26 protein-coding genes are annotated in these 24,815 nt (G+C 64.1%); 15 read left to right on the top strand and 11 right to left on the bottom strand.

Annotated elements, in window-relative coordinates:
* The first annotated feature begins 123 nt into the window (after nucleotides 1-123).
* Nucleotides 124-342 carry a hypothetical protein gene (locus ACR0MM_RS08055; protein WP_093964526.1) on the top strand — a complete coding sequence of 73 codons (219 nt, stop codon included), beginning with the start codon at nucleotides 124-126 and terminating at the stop codon, nucleotides 340-342.
* On the opposite strand, the gene ACR0MM_RS08050 is transcribed toward ACR0MM_RS08055, so the two are convergent.
* Genes ACR0MM_RS08050 through ACR0MM_RS08025 form a run of 6 tightly spaced genes read right to left on the bottom strand, consistent with a single transcriptional unit; the run spans nucleotide 339 to nucleotide 7,958 of the window.
* Nucleotides 339-1,637 carry an aspartate aminotransferase family protein gene (locus tag ACR0MM_RS08050; protein WP_480695491.1) on the bottom strand — a complete coding sequence of 433 codons (1,299 nt, stop codon included), beginning with the start codon at nucleotides 1,635-1,637 and terminating at the stop codon, nucleotides 339-341. The two genes, ACR0MM_RS08055 and ACR0MM_RS08050, sit on opposite strands and share 4 nt — an antisense overlap.
* Before the next feature lie 10 nt (nucleotides 1,638-1,647).
* Nucleotides 1,648-2,754 carry a mandelate racemase/muconate lactonizing enzyme family protein gene (locus ACR0MM_RS08045; protein WP_480695489.1) on the bottom strand — a complete coding sequence of 369 codons (1,107 nt, stop codon included), beginning with the start codon at nucleotides 2,752-2,754 and terminating at the stop codon, nucleotides 1,648-1,650.
* Entirely contained in the window at nucleotides 2,751-3,857 is a 1,107-nt protein-coding gene (locus ACR0MM_RS08040) for a mandelate racemase/muconate lactonizing enzyme family protein (RefSeq protein WP_480695487.1), read from the bottom strand. The genes ACR0MM_RS08045 and ACR0MM_RS08040 overlap by 4 nt, the downstream gene beginning before the upstream one ends.
* Nucleotides 3,854-4,432: a dimethylsulfonioproprionate lyase family protein gene (locus ACR0MM_RS08035; RefSeq protein WP_170369828.1), complete on the bottom strand. Its 579-nt coding sequence runs from the start codon at nucleotides 4,430-4,432 to the stop codon at nucleotides 3,854-3,856. Before ACR0MM_RS08035 ends, ACR0MM_RS08040 begins: the two co-directional genes overlap by 4 nt.
* A complete protein-coding gene (locus ACR0MM_RS08030; RefSeq protein ID WP_217354727.1) occupies nucleotides 4,429-5,508 on the bottom strand; it encodes an alcohol dehydrogenase family protein in 1,080 nt (359 codons plus the stop codon). The genes ACR0MM_RS08035 and ACR0MM_RS08030 overlap by 4 nt, the downstream gene beginning before the upstream one ends.
* The gene (locus ACR0MM_RS08025; protein ID WP_480695484.1) at nucleotides 5,505-7,958 is read right to left on the bottom strand and encodes an FAD-dependent oxidoreductase; all 2,454 of its coding nucleotides are present in this window, start codon (nucleotides 7,956-7,958) and stop codon (nucleotides 5,505-5,507) included. The genes ACR0MM_RS08030 and ACR0MM_RS08025 overlap by 4 nt, the downstream gene beginning before the upstream one ends.
* 68 nt (nucleotides 7,959-8,026) lie before the next feature.
* On the opposite strand from ACR0MM_RS08025, the gene ACR0MM_RS08020 reads away from it, so the two are divergent.
* From ACR0MM_RS08020 to ACR0MM_RS07975, 10 genes are all read left to right on the top strand, one after another.
* A complete protein-coding gene (locus ACR0MM_RS08020; protein WP_170371820.1) occupies nucleotides 8,027-8,914 on the top strand; it encodes a MurR/RpiR family transcriptional regulator in 888 nt (295 codons plus the stop codon).
* The gene (locus ACR0MM_RS08015) at nucleotides 8,911-10,035 is read left to right on the top strand and encodes an aromatic ring-hydroxylating oxygenase subunit alpha (RefSeq protein WP_170371822.1); all 1,125 of its coding nucleotides are present in this window, start codon (nucleotides 8,911-8,913) and stop codon (nucleotides 10,033-10,035) included. The genes ACR0MM_RS08020 and ACR0MM_RS08015 overlap by 4 nt, the downstream gene beginning before the upstream one ends.
* Nucleotides 10,019-10,411: a carboxymuconolactone decarboxylase family protein gene (locus ACR0MM_RS08010; RefSeq protein ID WP_480695482.1), complete on the top strand. Its 393-nt coding sequence runs from the start codon at nucleotides 10,019-10,021 to the stop codon at nucleotides 10,409-10,411. The genes ACR0MM_RS08015 and ACR0MM_RS08010 overlap by 17 nt, the downstream gene beginning before the upstream one ends.
* 191 nt (nucleotides 10,412-10,602) lie before the next feature.
* Nucleotides 10,603-11,805, top strand: coding sequence for a 3-oxoadipyl-CoA thiolase (gene pcaF / locus ACR0MM_RS08005; protein ID WP_170369837.1), 1,203 nt, complete (start codon nucleotides 10,603-10,605; stop codon nucleotides 11,803-11,805).
* Between the two features lie 15 nt (nucleotides 11,806-11,820).
* Entirely contained in the window at nucleotides 11,821-12,813 is a 993-nt protein-coding gene (gene paaA, locus ACR0MM_RS08000) for a 1,2-phenylacetyl-CoA epoxidase subunit PaaA (RefSeq protein ID WP_170340298.1), read from the top strand.
* Nucleotides 12,814-12,836: 23 nt separating this feature from the next.
* A complete protein-coding gene (paaB, locus tag ACR0MM_RS07995) occupies nucleotides 12,837-13,121 on the top strand; it encodes a 1,2-phenylacetyl-CoA epoxidase subunit PaaB (protein ID WP_005978248.1) in 285 nt (94 codons plus the stop codon).
* Nucleotides 13,121-13,882: a 1,2-phenylacetyl-CoA epoxidase subunit PaaC gene (paaC, locus tag ACR0MM_RS07990; protein ID WP_480695480.1), complete on the top strand. Its 762-nt coding sequence runs from the start codon at nucleotides 13,121-13,123 to the stop codon at nucleotides 13,880-13,882. The genes paaB and paaC overlap by 1 nt, the downstream gene beginning before the upstream one ends.
* A 6-nt stretch (nucleotides 13,883-13,888) precedes the next feature.
* On the top strand, nucleotides 13,889-14,350 hold the full coding sequence (paaD, locus tag ACR0MM_RS07985) for a 1,2-phenylacetyl-CoA epoxidase subunit PaaD (protein ID WP_170365215.1): 462 nt from the start codon (nucleotides 13,889-13,891) through the stop codon (nucleotides 14,348-14,350).
* A 10-nt stretch (nucleotides 14,351-14,360) separates the two neighbouring features.
* Nucleotides 14,361-15,434, top strand: a complete 1,074-nt coding sequence (locus ACR0MM_RS07980; RefSeq protein WP_480695478.1) for a 2Fe-2S iron-sulfur cluster-binding protein — start codon at nucleotides 14,361-14,363, stop codon at nucleotides 15,432-15,434.
* Nucleotides 15,435-15,447: 13 nt separating this feature from the next.
* Nucleotides 15,448-16,206, top strand: a complete 759-nt coding sequence (locus ACR0MM_RS07975) for a Phenylacetic acid catabolic protein (protein ID WP_480695476.1) — start codon at nucleotides 15,448-15,450, stop codon at nucleotides 16,204-16,206.
* On the opposite strand, the gene ACR0MM_RS07970 is transcribed toward ACR0MM_RS07975, so the two are convergent.
* The 5 genes from ACR0MM_RS07970 to paaG all read right to left on the bottom strand — a co-directional run bounded on the left by ACR0MM_RS07970 (nucleotide 16,207) and on the right by paaG (nucleotide 19,636).
* Nucleotides 16,207-16,422, bottom strand: coding sequence for a hypothetical protein (locus ACR0MM_RS07970; protein WP_480695474.1), 216 nt, complete (start codon nucleotides 16,420-16,422; stop codon nucleotides 16,207-16,209).
* Between the two features lie 71 nt (nucleotides 16,423-16,493).
* Nucleotides 16,494-17,090, bottom strand: coding sequence for a TetR/AcrR family transcriptional regulator (locus ACR0MM_RS07965; protein WP_170436209.1), 597 nt, complete (start codon nucleotides 17,088-17,090; stop codon nucleotides 16,494-16,496).
* Nucleotides 17,091-17,093: 3 nt separating this feature from the next.
* Nucleotides 17,094-18,404 (bottom strand): phenylacetate--CoA ligase PaaK, encoded by a 1,311-nt coding sequence (paaK, locus tag ACR0MM_RS07960; RefSeq protein WP_480695472.1) that lies wholly within the window; start codon nucleotides 18,402-18,404, stop codon nucleotides 17,094-17,096.
* Nucleotides 18,405-18,419: 15 nt separating this feature from the next.
* Nucleotides 18,420-18,848 (bottom strand): hydroxyphenylacetyl-CoA thioesterase PaaI, encoded by a 429-nt coding sequence (gene paaI / locus ACR0MM_RS07955; RefSeq protein ID WP_170442829.1) that lies wholly within the window; start codon nucleotides 18,846-18,848, stop codon nucleotides 18,420-18,422.
* Nucleotides 18,849-18,850: 2 nt separating this feature from the next.
* A complete protein-coding gene (gene paaG, locus ACR0MM_RS07950; protein ID WP_480695470.1) occupies nucleotides 18,851-19,636 on the bottom strand; it encodes a 2-(1,2-epoxy-1,2-dihydrophenyl)acetyl-CoA isomerase PaaG in 786 nt (261 codons plus the stop codon).
* Between the two features lie 166 nt (nucleotides 19,637-19,802).
* On the opposite strand from paaG, the gene ACR0MM_RS07945 reads away from it, so the two are divergent.
* The 4 genes from ACR0MM_RS07945 to paaZ are packed head-to-tail and all read left to right on the top strand — an operon-like array spanning nucleotide 19,803 to nucleotide 24,808.
* Entirely contained in the window at nucleotides 19,803-20,822 is a 1,020-nt protein-coding gene (locus tag ACR0MM_RS07945) for a TRAP transporter substrate-binding protein (protein ID WP_170357008.1), read from the top strand.
* A 56-nt stretch (nucleotides 20,823-20,878) separates the two neighbouring features.
* A complete protein-coding gene (locus tag ACR0MM_RS07940; RefSeq protein ID WP_480695468.1) occupies nucleotides 20,879-21,385 on the top strand; it encodes a TRAP transporter small permease in 507 nt (168 codons plus the stop codon).
* Entirely contained in the window at nucleotides 21,382-22,734 is a 1,353-nt protein-coding gene (locus ACR0MM_RS07935) for a TRAP transporter large permease (RefSeq protein ID WP_170365198.1), read from the top strand. The genes ACR0MM_RS07940 and ACR0MM_RS07935 overlap by 4 nt, the downstream gene beginning before the upstream one ends.
* A gap of 43 nt (nucleotides 22,735-22,777) precedes the next feature.
* Nucleotides 22,778-24,808: a phenylacetic acid degradation bifunctional protein PaaZ gene (paaZ, locus tag ACR0MM_RS07930; RefSeq protein ID WP_480695466.1), complete on the top strand. Its 2,031-nt coding sequence runs from the start codon at nucleotides 22,778-22,780 to the stop codon at nucleotides 24,806-24,808.
* Nucleotides 24,809-24,815 lie beyond the last annotated feature (7 nt).

Raw genomic sequence — 24,815 nt, 5'->3', positions numbered from 1 at the left:
GGCTGCGCCTGTCGGGCCAGACTTGCACCAGATGCACAGCGGCTATTCCCTCAAGTGCCTAGCTGCACTGCAGCATCAGGTCTAAATCTCTTTGGTCACATACAGACCAGAGAGGCTCCGCTCATGGCACAGACAAGCACGCACCGCCCTGCAATCCTGAACCTGTTCTCGGCCGTCGCCGATGTGTTCAGCGGCATCTATGATGCTTTGATCCGCATGGGCGAAGCAAATGCCAAGGTCATCAAGATCAAGCAACTCAGCGAGTTGACCGACGAAGAACTGGCTGCGCGCGGCCTCAAGCGCGAAGACATAGTTCGCCTGGTGATGGCGGGCGTCTACTAAGACACGCCCGCACTCTGCACTTCGGCCACGGCCTGCGCGGCCTTGGCATAGGCGGCTTCGCACAGGTCAAAGTCCGCTTCGGTCAGCGCCAAGGACGGATAGGTCTTGCCCGGCGACTTGAACATCCCGTTCTGCATCAGAACCGCATTGAACCGGGTTGCCTTGGCCGTGTCCGCGCGGACCACATCGCGATAATCGCGCACCTTTGCTTTCGTGAACACGATTTCGAACAGGGTCGGATCGCCGATGACGCGATGCGCGACCCCATGCTTGGTCAGCGCGGCCGAGGCCATGTCCATCAGACGCTGACCATTGGCGCGCAGCAGGTCGTACTGACCGGGACGGCGCAGCAACTCCATCGTCTTGAGCCCGGCCACCGCAGCCACCGGATTGCCCGACAGGGTCCCCAACTGCATCAGCCATTTCTCCGCCCCAACGGCGGATTTGTCGAAATGGGCCATGATCTCGGCCCGCCCAGCGATCGCGGCCAGGGGAAAGCCGCCGCCGATGATCTTGCCCAGCGTGGCGATGTCGGGGGTCACGCCATACAGCTCCTGCGCGCCGCCATAGGCGAAACGAAACCCGGTCACCACCTCGTCGAAGATCAGCACGATGCCGTACCTGTCGGCCTCGTCCCGCAGAAGCTGCAAGAAGCCGGGTTCGGGCGGGATGATGCGTTGCAAGGGCTCGACGATGATGCCCGCGACCTGGTTGCCGTGCTCGGCCAGCAGCGATCGGATGTAGTCCGGGTCGTTGAACGGCGCGATCAGCATTTCGGCCTGAACGCTGGCCGGTATGCCCGCGCTGTCGGGAACCGCCTGCGGGAAATTCACCATCCTTGACGGGGCCAGGCTCATCTGTGCTTCGGCGCTCATGCCGTGATAGCCGCCTTCGAACTTCACGATCTTGTCGCGGCCGGTAAAGGCGCGGGCCAGCCGGATCGCGTACATGTCAGCCTCGCCGCCGGACGAGACATAGCGGATCTGATCGGCGCAGGGCACGGCGGCGCAGATCTCCTGGGCCAGTTCGACCGCGCGCGCGTTGTTGGCGAAGAACGTCATGCCCTTGGGCATCTGTTCGGCGACGGCCTCCAACACCTCGGGGTGGCCGTGGCCCAGCAGCATCGGCCCCGAGCCGATCAGCAGGTCGACATATTCTTTGCCGTCTTCGCCCCAGACGCGGCTGCCCCGGCCCTCGCGGATGAAAACCGACGGGTCGAAATTGCCAAAGCCACCGCCGGGCAGCACCGCCCGGGCGCGTTGGCACCAATCGGATTGGCTGAGATGTCGCGGCATGGTCGCCTCCCTAATCCAGTATCACGTCCGGCGCGCCCAGGTATTCGCGGTCGGGCGCGACGCCCAGGCCGATCCCGTCGGGCGGCGCGATCCGGCCGCCCTTGCGGGTTGGGCCATCCGGCGCCAGCCGCGGCGCGACATAGCCCGACAGGTCGCACACGTTCATCAGGCGCGCCGGTTCGGTGGCCGCGCCCAGATGCAGCAGGGCGGCTGTGGTGATGTCAGACCCCCAGGTGTCTTCGACGCACATCTTCGCCCCCAGATGCAGGCACAGATCACGCGCACGGCGCGCCGCCGACAGCCCGCCGAATTTCGAAAGCTTCACCGCGACCGCATCCATGCAGCCCAACGCATGCGCAGCCATCAGGCTGGCGGTGTCGTGTGCGCATTCGTCCAGCTTCATCGGCAGTCCGGTGGCGGCGCGCACGCGGGCGCAATCTTCAATCGTGGCACAGGGTTGTTCCAGCATCACATCCAGATCCGCGACCGCCCGCCCCACCCGACTGGCATCCAGAGACGTGGCGCCGCAGTTCCAGTCGCCATAGACCAGCGGCCCGTCTCCCACCGCTTCGCGCACCAGACGCAGACGCTCGACATCGGCCTGCCAATCGGCATCCGCGCCCAGCTTGACCTGGAACTGGGTGATGCCCTGCGCCTGAGCCTCTCGGGCGATGCGGGCCATCTCGGCCGGGGCGATACAGGTGATCGAGTGATAGAGCGGCATCGTCTGCGCCCGCCGACCGCCCAGCAGCGCGTGCAGTGGCAGCCCTGCCACCTGCCCCGTCAGATCCCACAACGCGATGTCGATCGCCGATTTGGCATAGACATGCCCCGGCAGGTGCCGGTCCAGCCGCGCCATCAACGCCTCGGGTCCGATCGGGTCGGCGCCCAGCAGAACCGCGGCCATGTCCTGCACCGCCGGGGCCACACCGCGCGCATAGGCGGGCAGGTAATGCGGAATCGGGCAGACCTCGCCCCAGCCGGTCAGATCGTCATCGGTGTCCAGCGCCAGAACCACCGTTTCAACCGTGTCGCAGGCCTTGCCGTCAGCCATGTAATAGGCCTGATGGCTGGTCAGCGGCACATGCCAGAGCGAGATGCGGGTGATGCGGGTCATTGGTACACGGCCTTTGGTTCCCCCAGTGCATCTTCATCCGGGGCTACGCCGAGGCCGGGGGCCTGGGGCAGTTCAAGATGGCCCTGACGGTTGCGCGGGCCGCGCCCGCCCGCGAGGTCCAGCGTCAGCATGTCCTGACAGGCCCAGACGCCCAAGCGGTTGTGGTCGGGGATGGTGGCGGCCAGATGCAGCGCCTCGGTATCGGCCAGAACCGAGCCGCCGGTGGCCATCACATACATGTCGATGCCATGCGCCAGCGCAATGTCCCGCATCCGCGCAGCCTTGGACAGGCCGCCGACACGGTTGAGCTTGATTCCGAAGACTTCGGCCAGCCCGTCGCGGGCAATGCGCGCGGCGTCCTGCAGGGTGACCAGGCTTTCATCCACGCTGACCGGCGCGGAATGCAGGGCCCGGATGGCGGCAATGTCGTCCAGCGTCTCGCCGGGTTGTTCGAACATCACGCCCAGATCCTCGGTGGCCTTCATCACCCGCAGCGCCTGTTGCCGCGTCCAGGCGCGGTTGACGTCATAGAGGATGCGCTCACCCGCCGAGCGGTGCGCCTCGACATCGCGGATGCGTTCTATGTCACGCTCCACGTCGCCACCCACTTTGACCGAATGCACCCAATAGCCGCGGTCACGATAGCGATCCATCACCGCGCGGGTTTCCTCGACGGTCTTGGCCCCGACCGAGGAGGCGATCGGCGCGGGGCTGCGCGACCCGCCGCCCATCAGATCGGCAATCGGCAGCCCGGCCGCCTGTCCGGCAATGTCCCAGCAGGCCATGTCGATCGGCGACTTGGCATAAAGATGCCCGGGCAGCGCGTGGTCCATCGCCCGCTCGACCTCCAGAACCCGGCGCGGGTCCAGCCCCAAGACGAAGCGCGCCATGGTCTCGATCCCCGCCCGGATGCCCGGCCCATGCGCGGGCACATAGGTGTGGCCCCATGGCGTGCCCTCGCCCCAGCCGGTCAGCCCGGCATCGGTTTCGATCTTGACGAAGGTGGCATCCAGCACCTCGAATTTCAGACGTCCGCCGGACAGCCAATAGGGATGTTCAAGCGGCAGATCGACGTGAAAGACCGAGATGCGGGTGATCTTCATGCGGCGTCCATCCTGGGCAGGTCGTTCAACCCCTCGCCCCGCCACAGCACGAACGTGAGGATCGGTTGATCCCCCGTGGACATGGCATGGCTTTGCCAACTGGCGTGCAACCGCGTGCCCTCAGCGCCAACAAAGGCCCGATCTCCTTCAACCTTGAAGACCGCGCCACCCGCCAGCGTCAGGTAAAGCTCCTCGGCCTGATGGCTGTGCCAGTCATAGTCCAACCCGGCGCCCCAATAGGCGACATAGCCCCGCAGCTGGGTCGAATGGAAATGACCGGTTGGCCCGAACAGCTCGAAATACCCGTACCGATTGCGGAAATCGGCACCGACCTCTGCCTCGGTATAGGTGCGTTTCCAGTGGGCAAGATGCGCCGCCGACCGGATCGCCTGAACCAACCCCGTTGTCCGGGGCGATCCGGGTTGATCCAGCGCCTGCACCAGTGTCGTGGCGGGGATCGCCCGCGGTTGCAAACCGGTTGCGGTCAGGTCGGTGGGCCAGGTGCCGAATTCCGACAGCGCCGGCATACTCTGATGCAGGTGCCGCGCGGCTTCGAGAACGTTTTCCAGGGTCATGGGATCACCACGATATTGCCGGTATGATGCTTGTCGATGAAGGCCTGCTGGGCCTCTCGCAGCTCAGTCAACGGGTAAGTGGCGGCCAAAGCTGGCTTGATTTGCCCATTTTCTATGTATTTCACGACATCAAAGAAGTTCTGCGGCGTGTTCACGGTCGACCCGGTGAAGGTCAGATCGCGCAGATAGAAGGTGCGCAGGTCGAATTGCACGATCGGACCGGCAATCGCGCCCGAACAGGTATAGCGCCCGCCACGCTCCAGCATGTCGATCAGTTTGGGCCACATCTCTCCGCCCACGACGTCGGCGACGACGGTGATCCGTTCGCCTTTCAACTCGGCCCGCAGGTTCCTGGGGTTGCGCGGCAGAATGCGATCCGGGCCCAGTTTGGCGACCTCGGGGTGCTTGGCCGCGCTGGCCATGGCGATCACACGGGCGCCGCGCAGCTTGGACAACTGGATCAGCGCCCCGCCCACACCGCCCGAGGCGCCGGGGATCAGAACCGTGTCGCCCTCGCCGACCTGCGCCCTGTCCAACATGCCCTCGGCCGTCACATAGGAACAACTGAAGGTCGCCAGTTCGGCATCGCTCAGGTCGGAGTCGATCGCAGCCACGCCGTGGATGTCGGCCTTGGTGTATTCGGCAAAGCCGCCGTCACATTCCGAGCCGAAATATCCCGCCTTGTCGCGGTTCATCGGCTCGGACCAGTCGCGCAGCCAGCCCGCCACGATCACCCGCCGGCCGATGATCGCGGGATCGGCCCCCTCTCCCACGGCCACGACTGTTCCGACCGCGTCCGCGCCCTGAATGCGCGGGAAGGTCAGGGGCGCGCCGCCCCAGGTGCTGTCGTCGTCATCCAACTCGGAATAGGCGCCGCCGGTGGTGGCCTCGTCCACCGCCTTGGAATACCAGCCGGTGCGGGTGTTCACATCCGTGTTGTTCAGCCCGCAGGCGCCCACCTTGATCAACACCTCCATCGGGCCGGGTGTGGGGGTGGGCCAGTCCTCATGCCATTCGTATTTGTCCAGATCGCCATGCCCGGTCAGGACCATGGCCTTCATCGTCTTCGGGATCATTCCGCAGCCTCCATCGCGGTATCGGTGCGGGGCCGGAGGCTTTGCGGGTCATAGGCGGGCGCGCCCAGGATCCGCCCGCGACGCGGCGCGCCCGCAATCACCACCTGCACTTCGGTTCCCGGCACATTGGCCTGCGGTTTGACATAGGCAAAGGCAAGGATCTTGCCGACCGTGTGCCCGTAGGCCACCGAAGCGGTGGAGCCCACGACCTGGCCATCCAGCAGGACCGCCTCGCCGCCATGCCCATCGTTCTGGCCATCCGGTTCGATTTCAAGATAGGCGCAGACCCAGCGCAGATCGGGGTTCAGGGTCCGGTCCTTGCCCAGGTATTCCTTGTCGGTGCGGGCAAAGCGCAGCACGTCGGCTTCGGCCAGGGTGACCTCGTTGGTCAACTCGCCCGCGCCCTTGAAGGCCTTCTCCATCCGCAGCGCATTCATCGCGAACGACCCGTAATCGGCGATGCCCAGCGGCGCGCCCGCGGCCCAGAGCGCATCGTAGACGGCCAAGGCGCTGTCACGCGGCATGTGCAGTTCCCATCCCAGTTCACCGGCATAGGACATGCGGAAAGCCCAGAGCCGGTGACCCGCCACGTCGATTTCCTGCGCGGTCAGCCATTTGAAACGGGCATTGCTCAGATCCGCCTCGGTGCAGGCGGCCAGAACCTCGCGCGCCCGGGGGCCATTGAGGCTGAGCGCGGCCCAGTCGTCGGATCGCAGGATGATATCGACGTTTTCTTCGTCGCGATGCTGGGTCAGGTGGTCCAGCAGGCGCTGCTCGAAGAAGGCGGCACAGACGAGGTAGTACCGGTCCTCGGCCAGCTTCACGACCGTGGTCTCCAGCGCGATCCGTCCACGGCGGTTGAGCATATGGGTCAGCGCGATGCCGCCCACCTTTTGCGGCAGGCGGTTGGCGACCAGCCGGTCCAGCAGGGCCCGGGCATCCGGGCCGCTGATTTCGACCTTGGTGAAGGCCGAGATATCCGTGATGCCGACCGCCTCGCGCACGGCCCTGCATTCGGTGGCCACCATGTCATGCACCACATTGCGGCGGAAGGAATAATGGTCGCGCTGTTCAACGCCGTCCTTTGCGAACCAGCGGGGGCGTTCATGGCCATAAACCTCTTCGAACACGGCCCCCTTTGCTTTCAGCCGGCCATACAGGGGGGACGGCTTGACCGGCCGCCCGGCAAGACGGTTGAAATGCGGAAACGGAATTTCGTGGCGCAGCTTGTAATCCTCATGCGCCTTGGTGACCTGCCAGTCTTTGGTGGCATAGGCCCCGAACCGGCGCGGATCATAGTCGCGCATCGAAATGTCGGCCGCCCCATGCACCATCCACCGCGCCAGTTCGCGCGTCAGGCCCGGGCCCCAGCCGATGCCGATCTGAGTGCCGCAGCAGCACCAATAGTTTCGCACCCCCGGCGCCGGGCCGATCAGCGGATTGCCGTCGGGCGGGTGCGAGATCGCCCCGTGAACCTCGCGCTGGATCCCCAGATCGGCGAAAATCGGCATCCGGTTCAGACTCTCTTCAAGCCACGGCATGACCCGGTCATAATCGGCGTCGAACAGCCAGTTTTCATAGTCCCACGGGCAATGGTCATGCCAGACCGAGTTCGAATTCTCCTTCTCATAGATCCCGATCAGCCCGCGCTTCTGCTCCATGCGGATATAGCCCGAGACCTTCTTGTCGTCGCGAATAACGGGTAGTTCCCGGTCCAGATTTTGGAACTCGGGCACCGGTTCGGTCACGAAATAGTGGTGGGTCATGGAGGTCATCGGCAGTTGCAGGCCCGACCATTCGCCCATCTGCCGGGCATAGGTGCCGCCCGCATTCACCACGTGTTCGCAGCGGATCGTTCCCCGTTCGGTCTCGACCATCCACTCGCCGTTGGCCGCCTGGGTGATGTTGGTGGCCCGGCAGCGGCGGATGATCCGCGCGCCCAGCTGACGCGCCCCCGCCGCCATGGCCATGGTCACGTTCGTCGGGTCCACATGCCCGTCATCCGGCGTATGCAGCGCGCCCAGAACTCCGTCGAGGTTGTAGAACGGGTGCAGTTCGGCCACGCGGTCGGGGCCGACCAGCTCAATGTTGAAACCCAGCGACCGGCCCACCGACAAGGTGTGGCGCTGCCAGTCCATCTCGTCATCGGTATAGGCCAGCCGGAACGAGCCGCATCCATGCCATGTCACCGCCTGCCCGGTCTCGGCCTCGAGCGCTCCGGAATAGAGCCTGATGTTGTAGTCCACGCATTTGCCCAGACCAAAGGAACTGGTCGAATGGGTGATCTGCCCGGCCGCGTGCCAGGTGCTGCCGCTGGTCAGCTCGGCCTTTTCCAGCAGAACGACATCCGTCCAGCCCTCATGCGCCAGGTGATAGGACAGACCCACGCCCATGACACCTCCGCCCACGATCACCACGCGGGCCTGTGACGGCAGTTCATTCCCGGGCATGATTTTTCCTCTCACCGAGTCGCATTTCTACTCGACAGGCTAAGGCCACATTTGTACCATCGTCAATCATGAATGACACAAATGTATCAACCACCGTTCTTGACCGGCTGACCCGTGAATGGGATGCCCTGACGCCCGAAGCGCAGAAGGCTGCCCGTTATGTGCTGGAGAACCCAACGGACGTGGGCGTTTCGACCGTGCGCGAGATCGCCGAGGCCGCGAACGTGAAACCCAACACCTTCGTCCGCATGGCGCGGCAGGTGGGCTTTGAGGGCTACGAGGATTTCCGCGCGCCGTTCCGCGACGCCATCCGTCGGGGCACCGTGTCGTTCCCCGACCGCGCCCGCTGGCTGCAGGAAATCGGCAAATCCGGCGAGTTGGGCGGCCTCTATGCCGACATGGTTGGGGCAGCGATCCGAAACATCGAAGAAACCTTCGCCGGGATCGACGCCACCCGGTTGCAGGCCGCGGCCGAGGCGATCTGGACATCACGTCAGGTTTTCACGCTGGGCGTCGGCGTCAACAACGCGAACGCGCGCAACTTTACCTATCTGGCCTCGACCGGGATGAAGCAGTTCCACGCCATCCCCCGGCCCGGTTCGACCCCGGTGGACGATCTGGCCTGGGCCGATGAACAGGACGTGCTGATCGCGATGACCTGCCACCCCTACCGGACCGAAGTGATCGAGGCGGTAAAGCTGGCCCGCGAACAGGGCATGACCGTGGTCAGCATCTCCGACAGCCCCGCCAGCCCAGTCATCCTGAACGCGCAACACGGATTTGTCGTCGCCGCCGACACGCCCCAGTTCTTTCCGTCATCGGTTTCGACCATCGCGCTGCTGGAGACGCTTCTGTCCTTCGTGGTCGCCCTGTCCAGCGATGAAATCGTCGAGCGCGTGGAGCGGTTTCACCGCCGCCGGCACCAACTTGGCCTTTATGCGGAGGAGCCTGAATGACCGCACCGCTGACCCGCTCGTTGGAGGCCCGCTATTACACCGACCCGGCGACATTCGAACAGGAGAAACAGGGCCTTCTGGCCCGCACCTGGCAATTTGCCGGACATGTGGCGCAAGTGCGCGAGCCGGGCGACTATTTCGCCTTTGAAATCGCGGGTCAGAACTTGTTCTGCATCCGCGGGCGCGATGGCGAAATCCGCACCTTCTACAATGTCTGCCAGCACCGCGCGCATGAGATGGTGACCGGGGCCGGCAACACCCGCGTCGTCGTCTGCCCCTATCACGCATGGACCTATGAGCTGACCGGGCAACTGCGCGCCGGGCCGAACATCAAATCGGTTCCGGGCTTCGACCGCAGCGCTATCTGCCTGACCCCGGTGCGGACCGAGCTGTTCAACGGCTTCATCTTCGTCAACCTCGACGATGACGCCGCCCCGATGGACGACTGGTACCCCGGCGTGCGTGCGGAGATCCGCGCCTTTGTCCCGCAGATTGACGACCTTGAGCCGCTGGAGTGGGTCGAGATCCCCGAGAACTGCAACTGGAAGGTCAGTATCGAGAACTACTCGGAATGCTATCACTGCCCGACCAATCACCCGACCTTTGCCACCGGTGTGGTCAAACCCGAGACCTATGACATTCAACCCGATGCAGGCGGCGGATACGTCCTGCGCCATACGACCGAGTGTCAGAGCCTCGACAAGATGACCTATCCCATCGACCTGTCTGTGCCCCATGCGGGTGACTATCAGTCGTGGTTTCTGTGGCCGATGTTCTCGTTCCAGTGCTATCCCGGCAATGTGCTGAACACCTATCACTGGCGCGCGCAGGATGCCGATCACTGTACCGTCTGGCGCGGATGGTACACCGAGGGCGGGTCCGAAAGCGCGGTGATCCGCCAACTGGCGGTGCAGGACCGGGAAACCACGGTCGAAGAGGACATCCGGCTGGTTGAAAGCGTGCATCGCGGCCTGAAATCGCGCGGCTATCGCCCCGGCCCGCTGGTGCTGGACCCGGCTTGCGGCGTAATGTCGGAACATTCGATCGCCCGCTTGCAGCAATGGATGCGCGAGGCGGTGGATACAGATGCAAGCGGAGTGGACGATGGCCGACATCTTTGACGAAGACCTGTTCCTGAAGGGGCTGACGCAGCGGAAGGCGACGCTGGGCGACGAATACGTGGAAAAGAACCTGGCCGCGGCAGATGATTTCACCCGCCCGTTTCAGGAGGCCATGACAGCCTGGTGCTGGGGCTTTGGCTGGGGGGACGAGGTGATCGACCCCAAGACCCGCTCGATGATGAACCTGTCGATGATCGGCGCCCTGGGCAAGATGCACGAGTGGGAGATCCACTGTCGCGGAGCCCTGAACAACGGCGTAAGCAAGGAGGAGATTCGGGCGATCATCCATGCCGTCGGTATCTATTGCGGCGTCCCGCAGGCGCTGGAATGCTTTCGCGTGGCGCGCAAGGTTCTGACCGAGGCCGGTCAGCTTTAGCCAGTTCCTGCCCCGAAGATCGAGATCGCCCGCCTTCGTGCGGGCTTTCTCTTGTCGACACAAATACGTTACTGAAATTCGATTTGATGCCAAATTGCGTTACATTTTCCTTGCCGCGAATCACTTCCGGGCGTATTACCCGACCAAGCGGTCACTTATTGACTCGGACGCAAGACACGAGGTTCTGACGCATGGACGCTTTCATCTGCGACGCACAGCGCACCCCGATCGGACGCTATGGCGGGGCCCTGTCCCAGGTTCGCACAGACGATCTGGCCGCGATTCCGCTGGCTGCGCTGAAAGAGCGGAACCCGCAGGTGGGCTGGGCCAGCCTGGATGACGTGATCCTGGGCGATGCCAACCAGGCCGGCGAAAGCAACCGGAACGTGGCGCGCATGGCCGCCCTGCTGGCCGGTTTCCCGGTTCAGGTGCCCGGCACCACGATCAACCGCCTGTGCGCCAGCGGCATGGATGCGGTCGGCATGGCCGCGCGGGCCATCAAGGCGGGCGATTATGACATGGCGATTGCCGGTGGCGTCGAAAGCATGTCGCGCGCGCCCTTCGTGATGCCAAAGGCCACCAGCGCCTTTTCCCGCGCCAACGCGGTCTATGACACCACGATCGGCTGGCGTTTCGTGAACCCAAAGATGCAACAGATGTACGGCACGGATTCGATGCCGCAGACCGCCGACAACGTGGCCGAGGACTATGACATCAGCCGCGCAGATCAGGATGCCTTTGCCGCGCGCAGCCAGGCCCGCTGGGCGGCCGCGCATCAGGCCGGCGTTTTTGCCGAGGAAATCACCCCCGTCACCATCCCCCAGCGCAAGGGCGACCCGCTGGTGGTGGACACCGACGAACACCCCCGCCCCGGCACCACGGCCGAAAAGCTGGCGGGCCTGAAGGGCGTCAACGGGCCGGACAAGACGGTGACGGCGGGCAATGCCTCGGGCGTCAATGACGGCGCCGCGGCCATTCTGCTGGCCAACGAGGCCGCCGCGCAGAAAAACGGCCTGACCCCAATGGCCCGTGTCGTGGGCATGGCGGTCGCGGGGGTCGAGCCTCGGGTCATGGGAATCGGTCCGGTCCCGGCCACCCGCAAAGTGCTGGCCCGCACGGGGCTGAGCATCGAGCAGATGGATGTGATAGAATTGAACGAGGCCTTCGCCGCCCAGGGTCTGGCCACCCTGCGTGAACTTGGCGTGGCCGATGACGCCCCCCATGTGAATCCAAATGGCGGCGCTATCGCCATCGGCCATCCGCTGGGCATGTCCGGCGCACGGCTGGTCATGACGGCGGCCTATCAGCTGCGCCGCACCGGCGGGCGCTATGCCTTGTGCACCATGTGCGTGGGCGTGGGCCAGGGCGCCGCACTTATTCTCGAACGCGTGTAAGGGAGGAGACCCGACATGTACGCTCAGATGATCAAGACGGCAGGAACAGGCGTCAAATCCCGCGAGGAAATGACCGAGCAGGAACGCGCCTTTCAGGACAAGATCGACGCCGACATCAAGATCGAGCCCAAGGACTGGATGCCCGACGACTATCGCGCGACGCTGATTCGCCAGATCGGCCAGCACGCCCATTCCGAGATCGTCGGCCAGCTGCCCGAAGGCAACTGGATCACCCGCGCGCCCACGCTGGAACGCAAGGCGATCCTGCTGGCCAAGGTGCAGGACGAGGCCGGGCATGGCCTCTATCTGTACTGCGCCGCCGAAACCCTGGGCGTCAGCCGCGACGAACTGACCGAGATGCTGCTGGACGGGCGGATGAAATACAGCTCGATCTTCAACTATCCAACGCTGAACTGGGCCGATATCGGCGCGGTGGGCTGGCTGGTCGACGGGGCGGCGATCATGAACCAGGTGCCGCTGCAGCGCACCTCGTTCGGGCCGTATTCGCGCGCGATGATCCGCATCTGCAAAGAAGAAAGCTTTCACCAGCGCCAGGGCTATGACGCGATCCGCAAGATGGCCGAGGGCACGCCCGAACAGCGCAAGATGGCGCAGGACGCCCTGAACCGGTTCTGGTACCCGTCGCTGATGATGTTCGGCCCGTCCGACAAGGACTCGGTGCATTCGGCCCAGTCGATGGCGTGGAAGATCAAGATCAACACCAATGACGAGTTGCGCCAGAAATTCGTGGATCAGACCGTGCCGCAGGCCGAGTATCTGGGCCTGACCATCCCCGACCCCGACCTGAAGTGGAACGAAGAGCGCGGGCATTACGATTTCACTCAGCCCGACTGGTCGGAATTCTTTGACGTGATCAAGGGCAACGGCCCCTGCAACACCGACCGCCTGGCCGCCCGCAACAAGGCCTGGGACGACGGCAAATGGGTGCGTGACGGTCTGCTGGAACATGCCCGCAAGAAACGCGCCCGCAAGGTCGCAGCCGAATAACCCACCCGATAGGAGGACACCTGATGAAAAACGAATGGCCCCTGTGGGAAATCTTCATCCGCGGCCAGCACGGCATGAGCCACCGCCATGTCGGCTCGCTGCACGCGCCCGACGCCGAAATGGCGATCAAGAATGCCCGCGACGTCTATACCCGCCGCAACGAGGGTGTCTCGATCTGGGTGGTCGAGGCCAACAACATCACCGCCAGTTCGCCCAGCGACAAGGGCCCGTTGTACGAGCCCAGCGAAAGCAAGGTCTATCGTCATCCGACCTTTTTCGACATCCCCGAAGAAGTGGGGGCGATGTGATGACCCGCGACGAGGCATTCCTGCAATTCCTGCTGCGGATGGGGGACAACACGCTGATCCTGGGCCATCGCGTCAGCGAATGGTGCGGCCATGCGCCGGTGCTGGAGGAGGACATCGCGCTGGCCAACACCGCGCTGGACCTGATCGGCCAGACGCAGATGTGGCTGGGCCTAGCCGGAGAGGTCCAGGGCGAAGGCAAGTCTGCCGATGATCTGGCCTTTCTGCGCGACGCTTGGGATTTCCGCAACGTGCTGCTGGTCGAGGTGCCCAACGGCGATTTTGGCCACACCCTGATGCGCCAGTTTCTGTTTGATGCGTGGCACTCGATCATGCTGGGTCGGCTGATGAAATCGTCTGACGACGGGGTCGCGGCGATTGCCGCGAAGGCCAGCAAAGAGGTCGCCTATCACCTTGAACGGTCCAGCGACACGGTTGTCGGGCTGGGCGACGGCACCGAGGAAAGCCACAGGCGCATGCAGGAGGCGCTGGATTACCTCTGGCCCTATGTGGGCGAGATGTTCGCCAGCGACGACGTCGATGCGGAAACGGCAGCGTCCGGCATCGCCCCCGATCCCGCCGGTCTGCGCGACGAGTACGACGCGTTGGTTCAGCGCGTGCTGACCGAGGCCACCCTGACCATTCCCGACAGCCGCTTTGCCCACAAGGGCGGCCGCGACGGGCGCATGCATACCGAACATCTGGGCCACCTGTTGACCCAGATGCAATGGCTGCAGCGGGCCTATCCGGGCGCAACCTGGTAAAGCTCGATGAACCGCGCCACCGTAGAGCAGGTCTGGGAATGGCTCGACGCCGTGCCCGACCCCGAGATCCCCGTGATCTCGGTCGTCGATCTGGGCATCGTGCGCGATGTGACATGGGAAGGCGACACGCTGAAGGTTGCCGTGACGCCCACCTACTCGGGCTGCCCGGCGACCTCGGTCATCGCGATGGACATCGAAACCGCCCTGCGCGACCACGGCATCGACAAAATCAAGCTGGAGACCCGCATCTCTCCGGCCTGGACGACCGATTGGCTCAGCGACAAGGGCCGTGCGAAGCTGAAGGACTATGGCATCGCGCCGCCCCAGCCCGCGGGCGGACCCGACCGCTGCCCGCATTGCGACAGCACGGCAGTGGAAAAGGTCAGCCAGTTCGGCTCGACCCCGTGCAAGGCGCATTGGCGCTGCACCGACTGCCTGGAACCCTTCGACTATTTCAAGTGCATCTGAGGAGGACCGGATGGCACGTTTTCACGATCTGGAAGTCACCGACATCCACAAGACCATCCGCGACGCGGTCGTGGTCACGCTGAAGCCGGTGAACGGCGCGGCCGAGGAATTCGACTTTGTCCAGGGCCAGTACTTGACCTTCCGCCACGAATTTGACGGGGAAGAGCTGCGCCGCTCCTACTCGATCTGCGCAGGCAAGGATGACGGCGTTCTGCAGGTGGGCATCAAACGGGTCGAGGGCGGCGCCTTTTCGACCTGGGCCAATACCGAGCTGAAAGTGGGCGACAGGCTGCAGGCGATGCCGCCGATGGGGGCCTTCCACACTCCGCTGGACCCGTCCGCGCACCGGCAGTACCTGGGCTTTGCCGGCGGGTCGGGCATCACGCCCGTGCTGTCGATCCTCAAGACCACGATGGCGCGCGAGCCGAATGCGCGCTTCACGTTGGTCTATGCCAACAAGGGCGTGAACACGATCATGTTCCGCGAAGAGCTGGAAGACCTGAAGAACCAGTACATGGGCCGCCTGAACGTGATCCATATCCTGGAAACCGACGCGCAGGAGATCGACCTGTTCACCGGGTTGGTGACCAAGGAAAAATGCGCAGAACTGTTCCAGCATTGGATCGACGTCGAAAACACCGACACCGCCTTTATCTGCGGCCCCGAACCTATGATGCTGGGCATTGCCGAGGCACTGCGCGAACACGGGCTGGATGACAGCCAGATCAAGTTCGAGCTGTTCGCCAGCGCCCAACCCGGCCGCGCCAAACGCAAACAGGGCGATGCCGCCAGCGCCGCGCAGGCCAACCAAACCCAAGCGCGGGTCACGCTGGACGGCGCCACCCAGACCATCACCATGCCCAAGGACCAGACCATTCTGGACGCGGCGCTGGAAAACGCGATGGACGCTCCCTTTGCCTGCAAGGCCGGGGTCTGTTCGACCTGCCGCTGCAAGGTGATTGAAGGCGAGGTCGAGATGGTCGCCAACCACGCACTCGAGGATTACGAGGTCGAAAAAGGCTATGTGCTCAGCTGCCAGGCCTACCCGCTGACCGACAATGTCGTCGTCGATTACGACCAGTAAAGGGAGAAGGACCATGGCCGAAGACATGAGCATCGAAAGCTACCTGGCCGCAGGCGGCGTTCTGACCAACCCGACCAACGTGCCACCCCGATACCGGGCCGAGCTGATGAAGCTGATGGCGACCTTCGTCGACAGCGAACTGGCCGGTGCGGCGGGCTTCGCCGACATGATCAACCAGGGTCCGGGCATCAAGGAACGCATCGCGGCGGCGAAGATCGTTCTGGAAAAGACCGACAATGCCGACCGCGTTCTGAAGATCATGGGCGAGTTCGGCGCGGATACCGACCGCTACGCCACGCATCACCCGTGGACCGCGCGGCTGGACCGTTCCGCCGATATCGGGGCCGCGCGCAGCGAACATGACATGCGGCTTGCGGTCTTCAACTATCCGATCGAAGGCTGGACCGATGCGGTGGTGATGAATCTACTGATGAGCCGGGCCGTGGGCGTGCAACTGGCCGAGTTCGCGCTTGTGTCCTATCAGCCGCTGGCCGAAGCGTTCCGCGCCATCGCCCCGATCGAGGCGCATCACGGTGAATTGGCCCTGGAAGGCGCGGTGAAGCTGTTGGATCAGGGCGAGGCACCGGCGATGCAGGACTCGGTCGATTACTGGTGGCCCCGCGTGGCCGCAAGTTTCGGCGCGGGCAACCCCGAGCGGATGGAAAAGCTGCGCCAGATGGGCCTGCGCCGGGCCTCGGGGGTCGAACTGAAAAACCGCTGGCTGGCCGAGGCAGCCGAGGTCGTCACGCGACTGGGCCTGCGCACTCCATGATCACCGCCCGCCGGGGCGGCTGATCAGGCCGTATTTCAGGGCAAGCGATCGCAGGCCGCGACGCCGTGGCCGGGCCACCTTGCCCGTGCCTGCGTCACGCGCACCCGCTTTGCGGTTGAATTCATAGACGTCGATGATTCGCTCGGCGCAGCCGCAGGCCTCGCCCATCCCGACCTTGGCGAAATAGAATTTGTCGAACCGTTCCGGATTTTGCATGGCGCCCTCCGACCACAAGTAAACGCCGGGGCACTCGCAAAAGCCAAATCACATTGTCGGCAGGACCGGTGCTACAGCGCCTTGACGCCCGACAGGGTCAGGTTGCTGACCAGCGCGGCATAGTCCCGGCGCGCCTGCGCATCGGCACCGGAGTTCCACATGTAATACCAGTTCAGCATGCCGAAGACCGACATCGTGGCCGAACGCAGCTTGGCCCCGTCGCCCTGGAACACGTCGGGCGCGACCTCGGACAGGATACCACTGAGAAAATTCACCATGTCGCGCTGATACCCGCGCAACAGGCGCTGCTGATCCTCGGGCAGAGCCGACATGCCGCTGGTCTGGACCCGGTGTTCGTCATCCACGCCCTGATAGGCCAGCAGGATCTCGGCCACCACGCGGTGCAGCTTTTCGGGCGGGCTGAGGCCTTCAATCTCGAGCCCGCAGATCAGGTCGCGCAGTTCCCGCAGATAGGTCTCGAGAATGTCGAACAGGATCGCGTCCTTGCTGTCATAATAGTGATAGATGTTGGCCTTCGAGATCCCGCATTCGCGCGCCAGTTGGGTCATTGAGGCGCGGTCGAAGCCTTCGCGGGCAAAGACCCGCGCCGCCGATTTCAGGATCTGGGCGCGTTTCTGGTCGTGATCTTTTGCAATCGTACGGGCCAAACCTCACTCCTTGTCTCGGTTGTCGACGACGCGCTTGGCCTTGCCCCGGCTGCGTTCGACATCGCCGGGGTCCCCTACAACGATCTCGGTGGAAACGCCAACGATGTCCTTGATCCGCTTGGTCAGCATCCGCGCGGCGGCGGTCTTGCTGAGTTCGTCGGCCGCGTCGGGCATCGCCTCGACAAAGACGCGCATCGCGTCCATGCGGCCGGATTTGTACAGCTCGATCTGGTAATGCGCGGCGATGCCGCCGGTGGCCATGACCTGTTCCTCGATCTGGCTGGGGAAGACGTTGACCCCGCGCAGGATGATCATGTCGTCGCTGCGGCCGGTGATCTTCTCCATCCGCCGCATCGAGCGCGCGGTGCCCGGCAGCAGCCGCGTCAGGTCACGGGTGCGGTAGCGGATCATTGGCAGGCCTTCCTTGGTCAGCGTGGTAAAGACCAACTCGCCCATTTCGCCGTCGGGCAGAACCTCGCCGGTCTGCGGGTCGATGATTTCGGGGTAGAAATGATCCTCCCAGATGACCGGGCCGTCCTTGGTTTCCACGCATTCGTTGGCGACGCCCGGCCCCATGATCTCGGACAGGCCGTAGATATCGACGGCATGCATGTCAAAGGCCTGCTCGACCTCTTTGCGCATCGCATCCGTCCAGGGCTCGGCCCCGAACACGCCCACCGACAGCGAGCTTTCGCGCGGGTCCATCCCGACCTTGTGATACTGTTCCAGGATGTTGAGCATGTAGGACGGCGTGACCATGATGCCGTCGGGTTTGAAATCGGTGATCAGGGCCACCTGTTTCTCGGTCTGACCGCCGGACATGGGAACGACCGTGGCGCCCAGCCGCTCGATTCCGTAATGCGCGCCCAGGCCGCCGGTGAACAGGCCGTAACCATAGGCGTTGTGGATCATGTCGCCCTTGCGCAGACCGCTGGCGCGCAGGCTGCGGGCCACCAGATCGGCCCAGTTGTCGATGTCGTTCTTGGTGTACCCCACCACGGTCGGCTTGCCCGTGGTGCCGGACGAGGCATGCAGGCGGATGATCTGCTCGCGCGGAACGGCGAACAGGCCGAACGGATATTGGTCACGCAGATCGTTCTTGTAGGTGAAGGGATACTTGGCCAGATCGGCCAGGGTTTTCAGATCGTCGGGATGCACCCCGGCCTCGTCGAACCGCTGCTTGTACATCGGCACGTTGTCATAAGCATGGCGCAGCGACCATTTCAGGCGGTCCAGCTGCAAGCTGCGGATTTCATCGATCGACGCGATCTCGATCGGGTCAAGATCCGCTTTGTTCGGGGTCAGATCTTTCATGATGTCCTCCTCACCTCAAGATTCTGGAAACAGGGTGCCGTTGATCGCGCGGGAAAAACCCCTGAACTCGGCGATCTTGCGGCCGTCCTGGTTGGTCACCGTCACGTCATAGATGCCGCTGCGGCCTGTCAGGCTCTGCTCGGTGGCGCGGGCGGTCAGCCGGTCGCCCAGCCGGCCCGGCGCGACATAGCTGATCACGTTGTGCTGGGCCACGGTCGACTGGTTGCGGCTGTTGCAGGCAAAGGCAAAGGCGCTGTCGGCCAGCATGAAGGTCACGCCGCCATGGCAGATCCCGTGCCCGTTGCAATGGTGCTGCTGCACGGTCAGCGCCAGCGTCGCGGTGCCCTCGTCGACCTCGACCAGTTCCATCCCCGCCCATTTCGAGGCATGGTCCTGCGCCCACATCGCGGCGGCGGCTTTTTCGGCGCGTTCTTTCGGCGTCATGCTCATTTGCCCCGAAACTCCGGGCCGCGCTTTTCCAGAAAAGCTGCGACACCCTCGGCATAATCGGCGGATTCACCGCAGGTCTTCATGGCGTCGGCCTCGATCTCCAGATGATCGGTCAGGCTGTTGGTCGCAGCGGCCTGGATGGTCTGCTTGGTCAGACCCAAACCCAACGTCGGGCCGTTCGACAGGCGTTCGGCCAAGGCGCGCGCCTCGGCCATCAGGTCGGCATCGGGCAGGGCTTTCCAGATCAGGCCCCAGTCTTCAGCCGTTTTCGCCGCCAAGGGCTCGCCGGTCAGCGCCAGCCCCTTGGCCCGCGCCTCGCCCAGCAGATGCGGCAGGTGCCAGCTGCCGCCGGTATCGGGGATCAGCCCGACCTTGGCGAAGGACTGGATAAATTTCGCGGACTCGGCGGCCAGCACGATATCGCAGGCCAGCGCCAGATTGGCGCCCGCGCCCGCGGCCACGCCATTGACCGCGCAGATCACCGGAAAGTTCAGCGACCGGATCAACCGCACCAGCGGCGCATAGAAGGTGCGCACCGTGTGGCCCAGATCCGGTGGGCCGTCCATTTTCGACGGATCGCGATCAGCCAGATCCTGCCCCGCGCAGAACCCGCGGCCGGCTCCGGTCAGCAGGATCGCCCGCGCGCCCTCATCGCGCGCGCCTTCGATGGCGCGGCGCAGGGCGTGGTGCATTTCCTCGGTGAAACTGTTCAGGCGATCAGGGCGGTTGAGAGTGATTTCCACATAATTTCCACGCCGCTGCGCAAGAATCGTATCGCTCATGGGCCGCTCGCTTTGCATTCGTTTCGATATTCTTCTTGCATTAACCGAACGGTTGGTCAATAAATTTCTCCGACGAAGCGCCGAATCCGGGCTTTCGGCCGGTTGATGGTTACAAAAAGGACCATTAACGCATTTATGACTCATGTTTTGGAGGAGGAAACCAGTCATGAAACTCAACGGGATCAAAACGCTGTTGGCGACCGCTGCCCTGGCAGTATCGGGCAGCGTGGCATTTGCGGCGGATTACACCCTGACGATTTCCAGCTGGGCGCCGCCCACCCACGGGATCAACGCCAAGATGTGGCCCAAATTCGTCGAGATGGTCGAAGAGGCCACCGACGGCAAGGTGACTGCCGAGTTGAAGCTGGGTATCGCCCCGCCCCCAGCCCAGATGGACCTGATCATGGATGGCGCGGCGGATGCCTCGATCATCTTCCACGGCTATCAGCCGGGCCGCTTCGTGACGACCAAGCTGATTGAACTGCCAGGCTATGAGGGCTCGGCCGAGGCCGCCTCGGTCGCCTATTGGCGCGCTTACGACAAATACCTGAAGGCCGCCGACGAACACCGCGGCGTCAAGGTCATCGCTCTGCACACCCACGGCCCCGCCCAGCTGCACACCAGCAGCCCGGTGACCTCGATGGACCAGATCTCGGGCCTCAAGGTGCGGATCCCCGGTGGCGTCGGTGGCGATGTGGGCACCGCACTGGGTGCGACCGGCATCCAGGTTCCGGCCCCCAAGGTCTATGAAACACTGGCCTCGAAGGCCGCCGACGGCGTTGTCATGCCGTTCGAATCCCGCAAGGGCTTCAAGCTGACCGAAGTGGCCCCGAACGTCTATGAGATGCCGGGCGGCCTGTATCGCGGGTCGTTTGCCTTCATCATGAACGAGGACACCTTCGCCGACCTGCCCGAGGACATCCAAAAAGCGCTGGAAGAAAACGTGTTCGGCGAACCGTTGAGCCGCGAAATCGGCAAGATCTGGGACGAGATCGACGCCATCGGCCGTGAAGCGACCCAAAGCACCGAGGGCAATGCGATCCACGAAGCCGCTGCCGAGGACATGGAGAAGTTCTCGACGATCGCCGAGGACGTGCGCGCCAAGGTTATTGCCGAAGTCAACGAAGCCGGCGTCGATGCGCAAGCCGCCTATGACATGATCAAGTCGGAAATGTCCTCGAACTGATCCCTGATGCGGGGCGGCACTGGCCGCCCCCACCCAGCCCCTTCCGGAGCCCCCCGATGACCCCTCTCATCCAGCTTGTACGGCGCGCCAGCGTCCTGCCGGTGATCGTCGCCTGCACGGCCCTGTTCATCCTGATGGTGATGACCTTCTGCGACGTGATCCTGCGGTCGGTCTTCAACGCGCCGATCGAGGCCGCCACTGAACTGACGCGCATCCTGATGGCGATTCTGGTGTTCTCGGTGCTGCCCATCATCTCGGTCACCAACGGGCATATCGCCGTGGACCTGACCGACGGTATCTTTCACCGCCTGCGCCTCAGCCGCCTGCGTGACGCGGTGATCTATATCCTCAGCGGCGTCATGTTGTACTGGCCGGTCCAGCGCGTCTGGATACTGGCCGAACGCGCCCGCGACTATGGCGATGTCACCGAATACCTCAGCATCCCGACCTACCTCGTCGGCTGGTTCATCGCTGCGTCGGTGGCGATCACCGCCGTGGTGATGATCATCACCGGACTGCTGCACCTGTTTGCCCCCAAGACCCTGACGGAATCCACTCAATGACCGCTGCACTCATCGGATTTGCCCTTGTCCTGATCCTGGTGCTGATGCGCCTGCCCATCGTCTTTGCCATGGGGCTGGTCGGCACGTTGGGCTTTGCCTATGAACGCGGCGGCTCGATCTTTGACGAGCGCGGGTTGAAGGCCGCGATGTCGATGGTCGGCCGCCAGATCACCGATACCGCGCAGGATTACGGCCTGTCGGTCGTACCGCTGTTCATCCTGATGGGCCTGTTCGTCAACAAGGGCGGCATGGCGCGCGAGCTTTACGCCGTTTCCAACGCCTTTCTGGGCCATATGCGCGGCGGAATCGCCATGGCGACCGTCGCGGCCTGCGGCGGGTTTTCGGCCATCTGCGGATCGTCGCTGGCCACCGCCGCGACAATGTCCAAAGTCGCGATGCCGCAGATGCGCCGTTATGGGTATTCCGACGAACTGTCGACCGCCTCGATCGCGGCCGGCGGCACGCTGGGCATCCTGATCCCGCCCTCTGTCATCCTGGTCATCTACGGGCTGCTGACCGAAACCTCGATCGGCAAGCTTTTCATGGCCGGCATCATCCCCGGCATTCTGGGCATCCTGTTCTACCTGTTCGCCGTGCGCTGGACCGTGTGGCGCAACCCTCAGGCCGGACCAGCCGGTGAACGCGCCAGCTGGGGCGAGCGCATCAGCGCGCTGGGGTCCGTTTGGGCGGTGCTGCTGCTGTTCTTCCTGGTGATCGGCGGGCTGTACGGCGTGCTCGATTTCGAACCGCTGAACCTGACCTTTTCGCCGACCGAGGCCGCAGGCATGGGCGCCGCCGGCGCCTTTCTGATCGCGCTGTTCCGCGGCGGGCTGACCGTGGGATCGACCTTTGAGGTGCTGAAGGAAACCTGCTTTACCGCCGCCGCGCTGTTTGCGGTGTTGATCGGCGCGCAGATCTTTTCGAATTTCATCAACCTGGCCGGCCTGCCCGAGGCGCTGATCGCAATGGTCACCGCCTATGACGTGGCACCCTTCGTGGTGATCCTGATGATTCTGGGCATCTACATCATCCTGGGCTGCGTGTTCGAATCCCTGTCGATGCTGCTGCTGACGGTTCCGATCTTCTTCCCGTTGGTGACCTCGCTGGGCTATGACCCGATCTGGTTCGGCATCGTCGTGGTGGTGGTGACCGAGATTTCGCTGATCACCCCGCCGGTGGGCCTGAACGTGTTCATCCTGAAGGGCGTGGTGGGCGACGTCTCGACTGGCACGATCTTTCGCGGCGTGACCCCGTTCTGGGTGGCCGACATCTTCCGCCTGGCGCTGATCGTTCTGGTTCCGATCGTGGTTCTGTACCTGCCGCAACAGATGGGCGCGCTGGGTCACTGAGCTCATTTCGCCGCGCAAGGCGGCCCCAATACAGGAGCATTTCATGTCTCTGAAACAGATTTCCAGTTTCGCCGCGGGCCAGTGGGTTGCGCCCGGATCCGGGGCCCGTACCATCGCCTCGGCCATCACCGGAGAGCCCTTCGCCACCGCCGGCAACGACGCGCTGGACGTACAGGCGATGCTGACCCATGCCCGCGACGTGGGTGGGCCCGCCCTGCGCCGGCTGACTTTCCATGAACGCGCCAAGATGCTCAAGGCGCTGGCGCAGGCGCTGTCGGAACGCAAACAGGCGCTCTATGATCTCAGCTTTGAAACCGGCGCCACGCAGAAGGATCACCTGATCGACATCGACGGCGGCATCGGCACCATGTTCGTCTTTGCCTCGAAAGGGCGGCGCGAGATGCCCGACGGCCATGTCTTTCTGGATGGCGATGTCGAGCAGCTGTCGCGGAATGGCACCTTCCTGGGCCAGCATGTCTGCACCCCGCTGCAGGGCGTGGCCGTGCATATCAACGCCTTCAACTTCCCGGTCTGGGGCATGCTGGAGAAACTGGCCCCCACCCTGCTGGCCGGGGTTCCGGCGATCGTCAAGCCGGCCACCAACAGCTGCTATGTCACCGAATTGGCCGTGCGGATCATGCTGGACAGCGGCATCCTGCCCGACGGCGCACTGCAGCTGGTCTCGGGCGGGCTGGGCGACATGCTGGATCACCTGACCTGTCAGGATGTGGTCAGCTTTACCGGCTCGGCCGACACCGCGATGAAGCTGCGGCAGAACCCGGTGATCGTGACCAACTCGGTGCGGTTCGTGGCCGAGCAGGATAGCCTGAACGCCTCGATCCTTGGCCCCGACGCGGCACCCGGCACGCTCGAATTCGACCTGTTCGTCAAGGAAGTCGTGCGCGAGATGACGACGAAGGCCGGGCAGAAATGCACCGCCATCCGCCGCATCATCGCCCCTCAGGCGCAGGTCGAGCCGCTGATCGCCGCGATCTCGGCCAAACTGGCGCAGACCACGATCGGCGATCCGCGGCTGGATTCCACGCGCATGGGCGCGCTGGTCTCGAACGGGCAGAAGGCCGACGTTCTGGCCAAGGCCCGCCTCATCGGGCAGGAGGCCGAACGCGTGTTCGGCGACCCGGATGCCTTCGAGGTGGTCGGCGCCGATGCCGAAAAAGGCGCCTTCGTGCCGCCGATGCTGTTTCACTGCGCCGATCCCGACACCGCCCGGCACGTGCATGACACCGAGGCGTTCGGCCCGATCTCGACCATCATGGGCTATCGCGATCTGGACCACGCCATCGCGCTGGCCAATCGCGGCCAGGGGTCGCTGGTCACCTCGCTGATCACCCATGACCCCGAGGTCGCGCGCCAAGTGGTGATGGGTGCTGCCGCCTTCAACGGGCGGATCTACATCAACGAACGCGACTCGATGCAGGAATCCACCGGCCATGGCTCGCCTCTGCCGCACATGGTCCATGGCGGCCCCGGTCGCGCCGGCGGCGGCGAGGAAATGGGCGGCGTGCGCGGCGTGAAACACTACATGCAGCGCACGGCCCTGCAGGGCTCGCCCCGGATGCTGGCGACGATCGGCCGGAAATGGATCCCCGGCGCGCCAGAGATCCAAGGCCCCGCCCATCCCTTCACCCGCAAGTTCGGGGACCTGCAGATCGGCGAGACGCTGCACACGGCGCCCAGGACCATCACGCTGGACGACATCGAACATTTCGCCCATTTCACCGGCGACACCTTCTATGCCCACATGGACGAGGACGCGGCGGCCAGAAACCCGTTCTTTCCGGGCCGGGTGGCGCATGGCTATCTGCTGCTGAGTTTTGCCGCCGGCCTGTTCGTCGAGCCGAACGAAGGGCCGGTGCTGGCCAATACCGGACTGGACGGCCTGCGCTTCATGAAGCCGGTCGTGGCCGGCGACAGCATCAAGGTCCGACTGACGGTCAAGCAAAAGACCCGCCGCACCGACGACTATGGCGAGGTGCGCTGGCACGTGACCCTGACCAATCAGGATGACGAGAAGGTCGCCGAATACGAACTGCTGACCATGAACGCCTACTGAGCGCACG

The organism is Ruegeria sp. BC6 (assembly GCF_056539185.1).
The sequence above is the reverse complement of the archived record's forward strand: the minus strand, read 5'-3'. Positions and strand labels throughout refer to the sequence as shown.

Excerpts from the sequence above, each read along its gene's own strand:
- ACR0MM_RS08055 (WP_093964526.1), top strand. The coding sequence starts at position 124 with ATGGCACAGACAAGCACGCACCGCCCTGCAATCCTGAACCTGTTCTCG.
- ACR0MM_RS08050 (WP_480695491.1), bottom strand. The coding sequence starts at position 1,637 with ATGCCGCGACATCTCAGCCAATCCGATTGGTGCCAACGCGCCCGGGCG.
- ACR0MM_RS08045 (WP_480695489.1), bottom strand. The coding sequence starts at position 2,754 with ATGACCCGCATCACCCGCATCTCGCTCTGGCATGTGCCGCTGACCAGC.
- ACR0MM_RS08040 (WP_480695487.1), bottom strand. The coding sequence starts at position 3,857 with ATGAAGATCACCCGCATCTCGGTCTTTCACGTCGATCTGCCGCTTGAA.
- ACR0MM_RS08035 (WP_170369828.1), bottom strand. The coding sequence starts at position 4,432 with ATGACCCTGGAAAACGTTCTCGAAGCCGCGCGGCACCTGCATCAGAGT.
- ACR0MM_RS08030 (WP_217354727.1), bottom strand. The coding sequence starts at position 5,508 with ATGATCCCGAAGACGATGAAGGCCATGGTCCTGACCGGGCATGGCGAT.
- ACR0MM_RS08025 (WP_480695484.1), bottom strand. The coding sequence starts at position 7,958 with ATGCCCGGGAATGAACTGCCGTCACAGGCCCGCGTGGTGATCGTGGGC.
- ACR0MM_RS08020 (WP_170371820.1), top strand. The coding sequence starts at position 8,027 with ATGAATGACACAAATGTATCAACCACCGTTCTTGACCGGCTGACCCGT.
- ACR0MM_RS08015 (WP_170371822.1), top strand. The coding sequence starts at position 8,911 with ATGACCGCACCGCTGACCCGCTCGTTGGAGGCCCGCTATTACACCGAC.
- ACR0MM_RS08010 (WP_480695482.1), top strand. The coding sequence starts at position 10,019 with ATGGCCGACATCTTTGACGAAGACCTGTTCCTGAAGGGGCTGACGCAG.
- pcaF (WP_170369837.1), top strand. The coding sequence starts at position 10,603 with ATGGACGCTTTCATCTGCGACGCACAGCGCACCCCGATCGGACGCTAT.
- paaA (WP_170340298.1), top strand. The coding sequence starts at position 11,821 with ATGTACGCTCAGATGATCAAGACGGCAGGAACAGGCGTCAAATCCCGC.
- paaB (WP_005978248.1), top strand. The coding sequence starts at position 12,837 with ATGAAAAACGAATGGCCCCTGTGGGAAATCTTCATCCGCGGCCAGCAC.
- paaC (WP_480695480.1), top strand. The coding sequence starts at position 13,121 with ATGACCCGCGACGAGGCATTCCTGCAATTCCTGCTGCGGATGGGGGAC.
- paaD (WP_170365215.1), top strand. The coding sequence starts at position 13,889 with ATGAACCGCGCCACCGTAGAGCAGGTCTGGGAATGGCTCGACGCCGTG.
- ACR0MM_RS07980 (WP_480695478.1), top strand. The coding sequence starts at position 14,361 with ATGGCACGTTTTCACGATCTGGAAGTCACCGACATCCACAAGACCATC.
- ACR0MM_RS07975 (WP_480695476.1), top strand. The coding sequence starts at position 15,448 with ATGGCCGAAGACATGAGCATCGAAAGCTACCTGGCCGCAGGCGGCGTT.
- ACR0MM_RS07970 (WP_480695474.1), bottom strand. The coding sequence starts at position 16,422 with ATGCAAAATCCGGAACGGTTCGACAAATTCTATTTCGCCAAGGTCGGG.
- paaK (WP_480695472.1), bottom strand. The coding sequence starts at position 18,404 with ATGAAAGATCTGACCCCGAACAAAGCGGATCTTGACCCGATCGAGATC.
- paaI (WP_170442829.1), bottom strand. The coding sequence starts at position 18,848 with ATGACGCCGAAAGAACGCGCCGAAAAAGCCGCCGCCGCGATGTGGGCG.
- paaG (WP_480695470.1), bottom strand. The coding sequence starts at position 19,636 with ATGAGCGATACGATTCTTGCGCAGCGGCGTGGAAATTATGTGGAAATC.
- ACR0MM_RS07945 (WP_170357008.1), top strand. The coding sequence starts at position 19,803 with ATGAAACTCAACGGGATCAAAACGCTGTTGGCGACCGCTGCCCTGGCA.
- ACR0MM_RS07940 (WP_480695468.1), top strand. The coding sequence starts at position 20,879 with ATGACCCCTCTCATCCAGCTTGTACGGCGCGCCAGCGTCCTGCCGGTG.
- ACR0MM_RS07935 (WP_170365198.1), top strand. The coding sequence starts at position 21,382 with ATGACCGCTGCACTCATCGGATTTGCCCTTGTCCTGATCCTGGTGCTG.
- paaZ (WP_480695466.1), top strand. The coding sequence starts at position 22,778 with ATGTCTCTGAAACAGATTTCCAGTTTCGCCGCGGGCCAGTGGGTTGCG.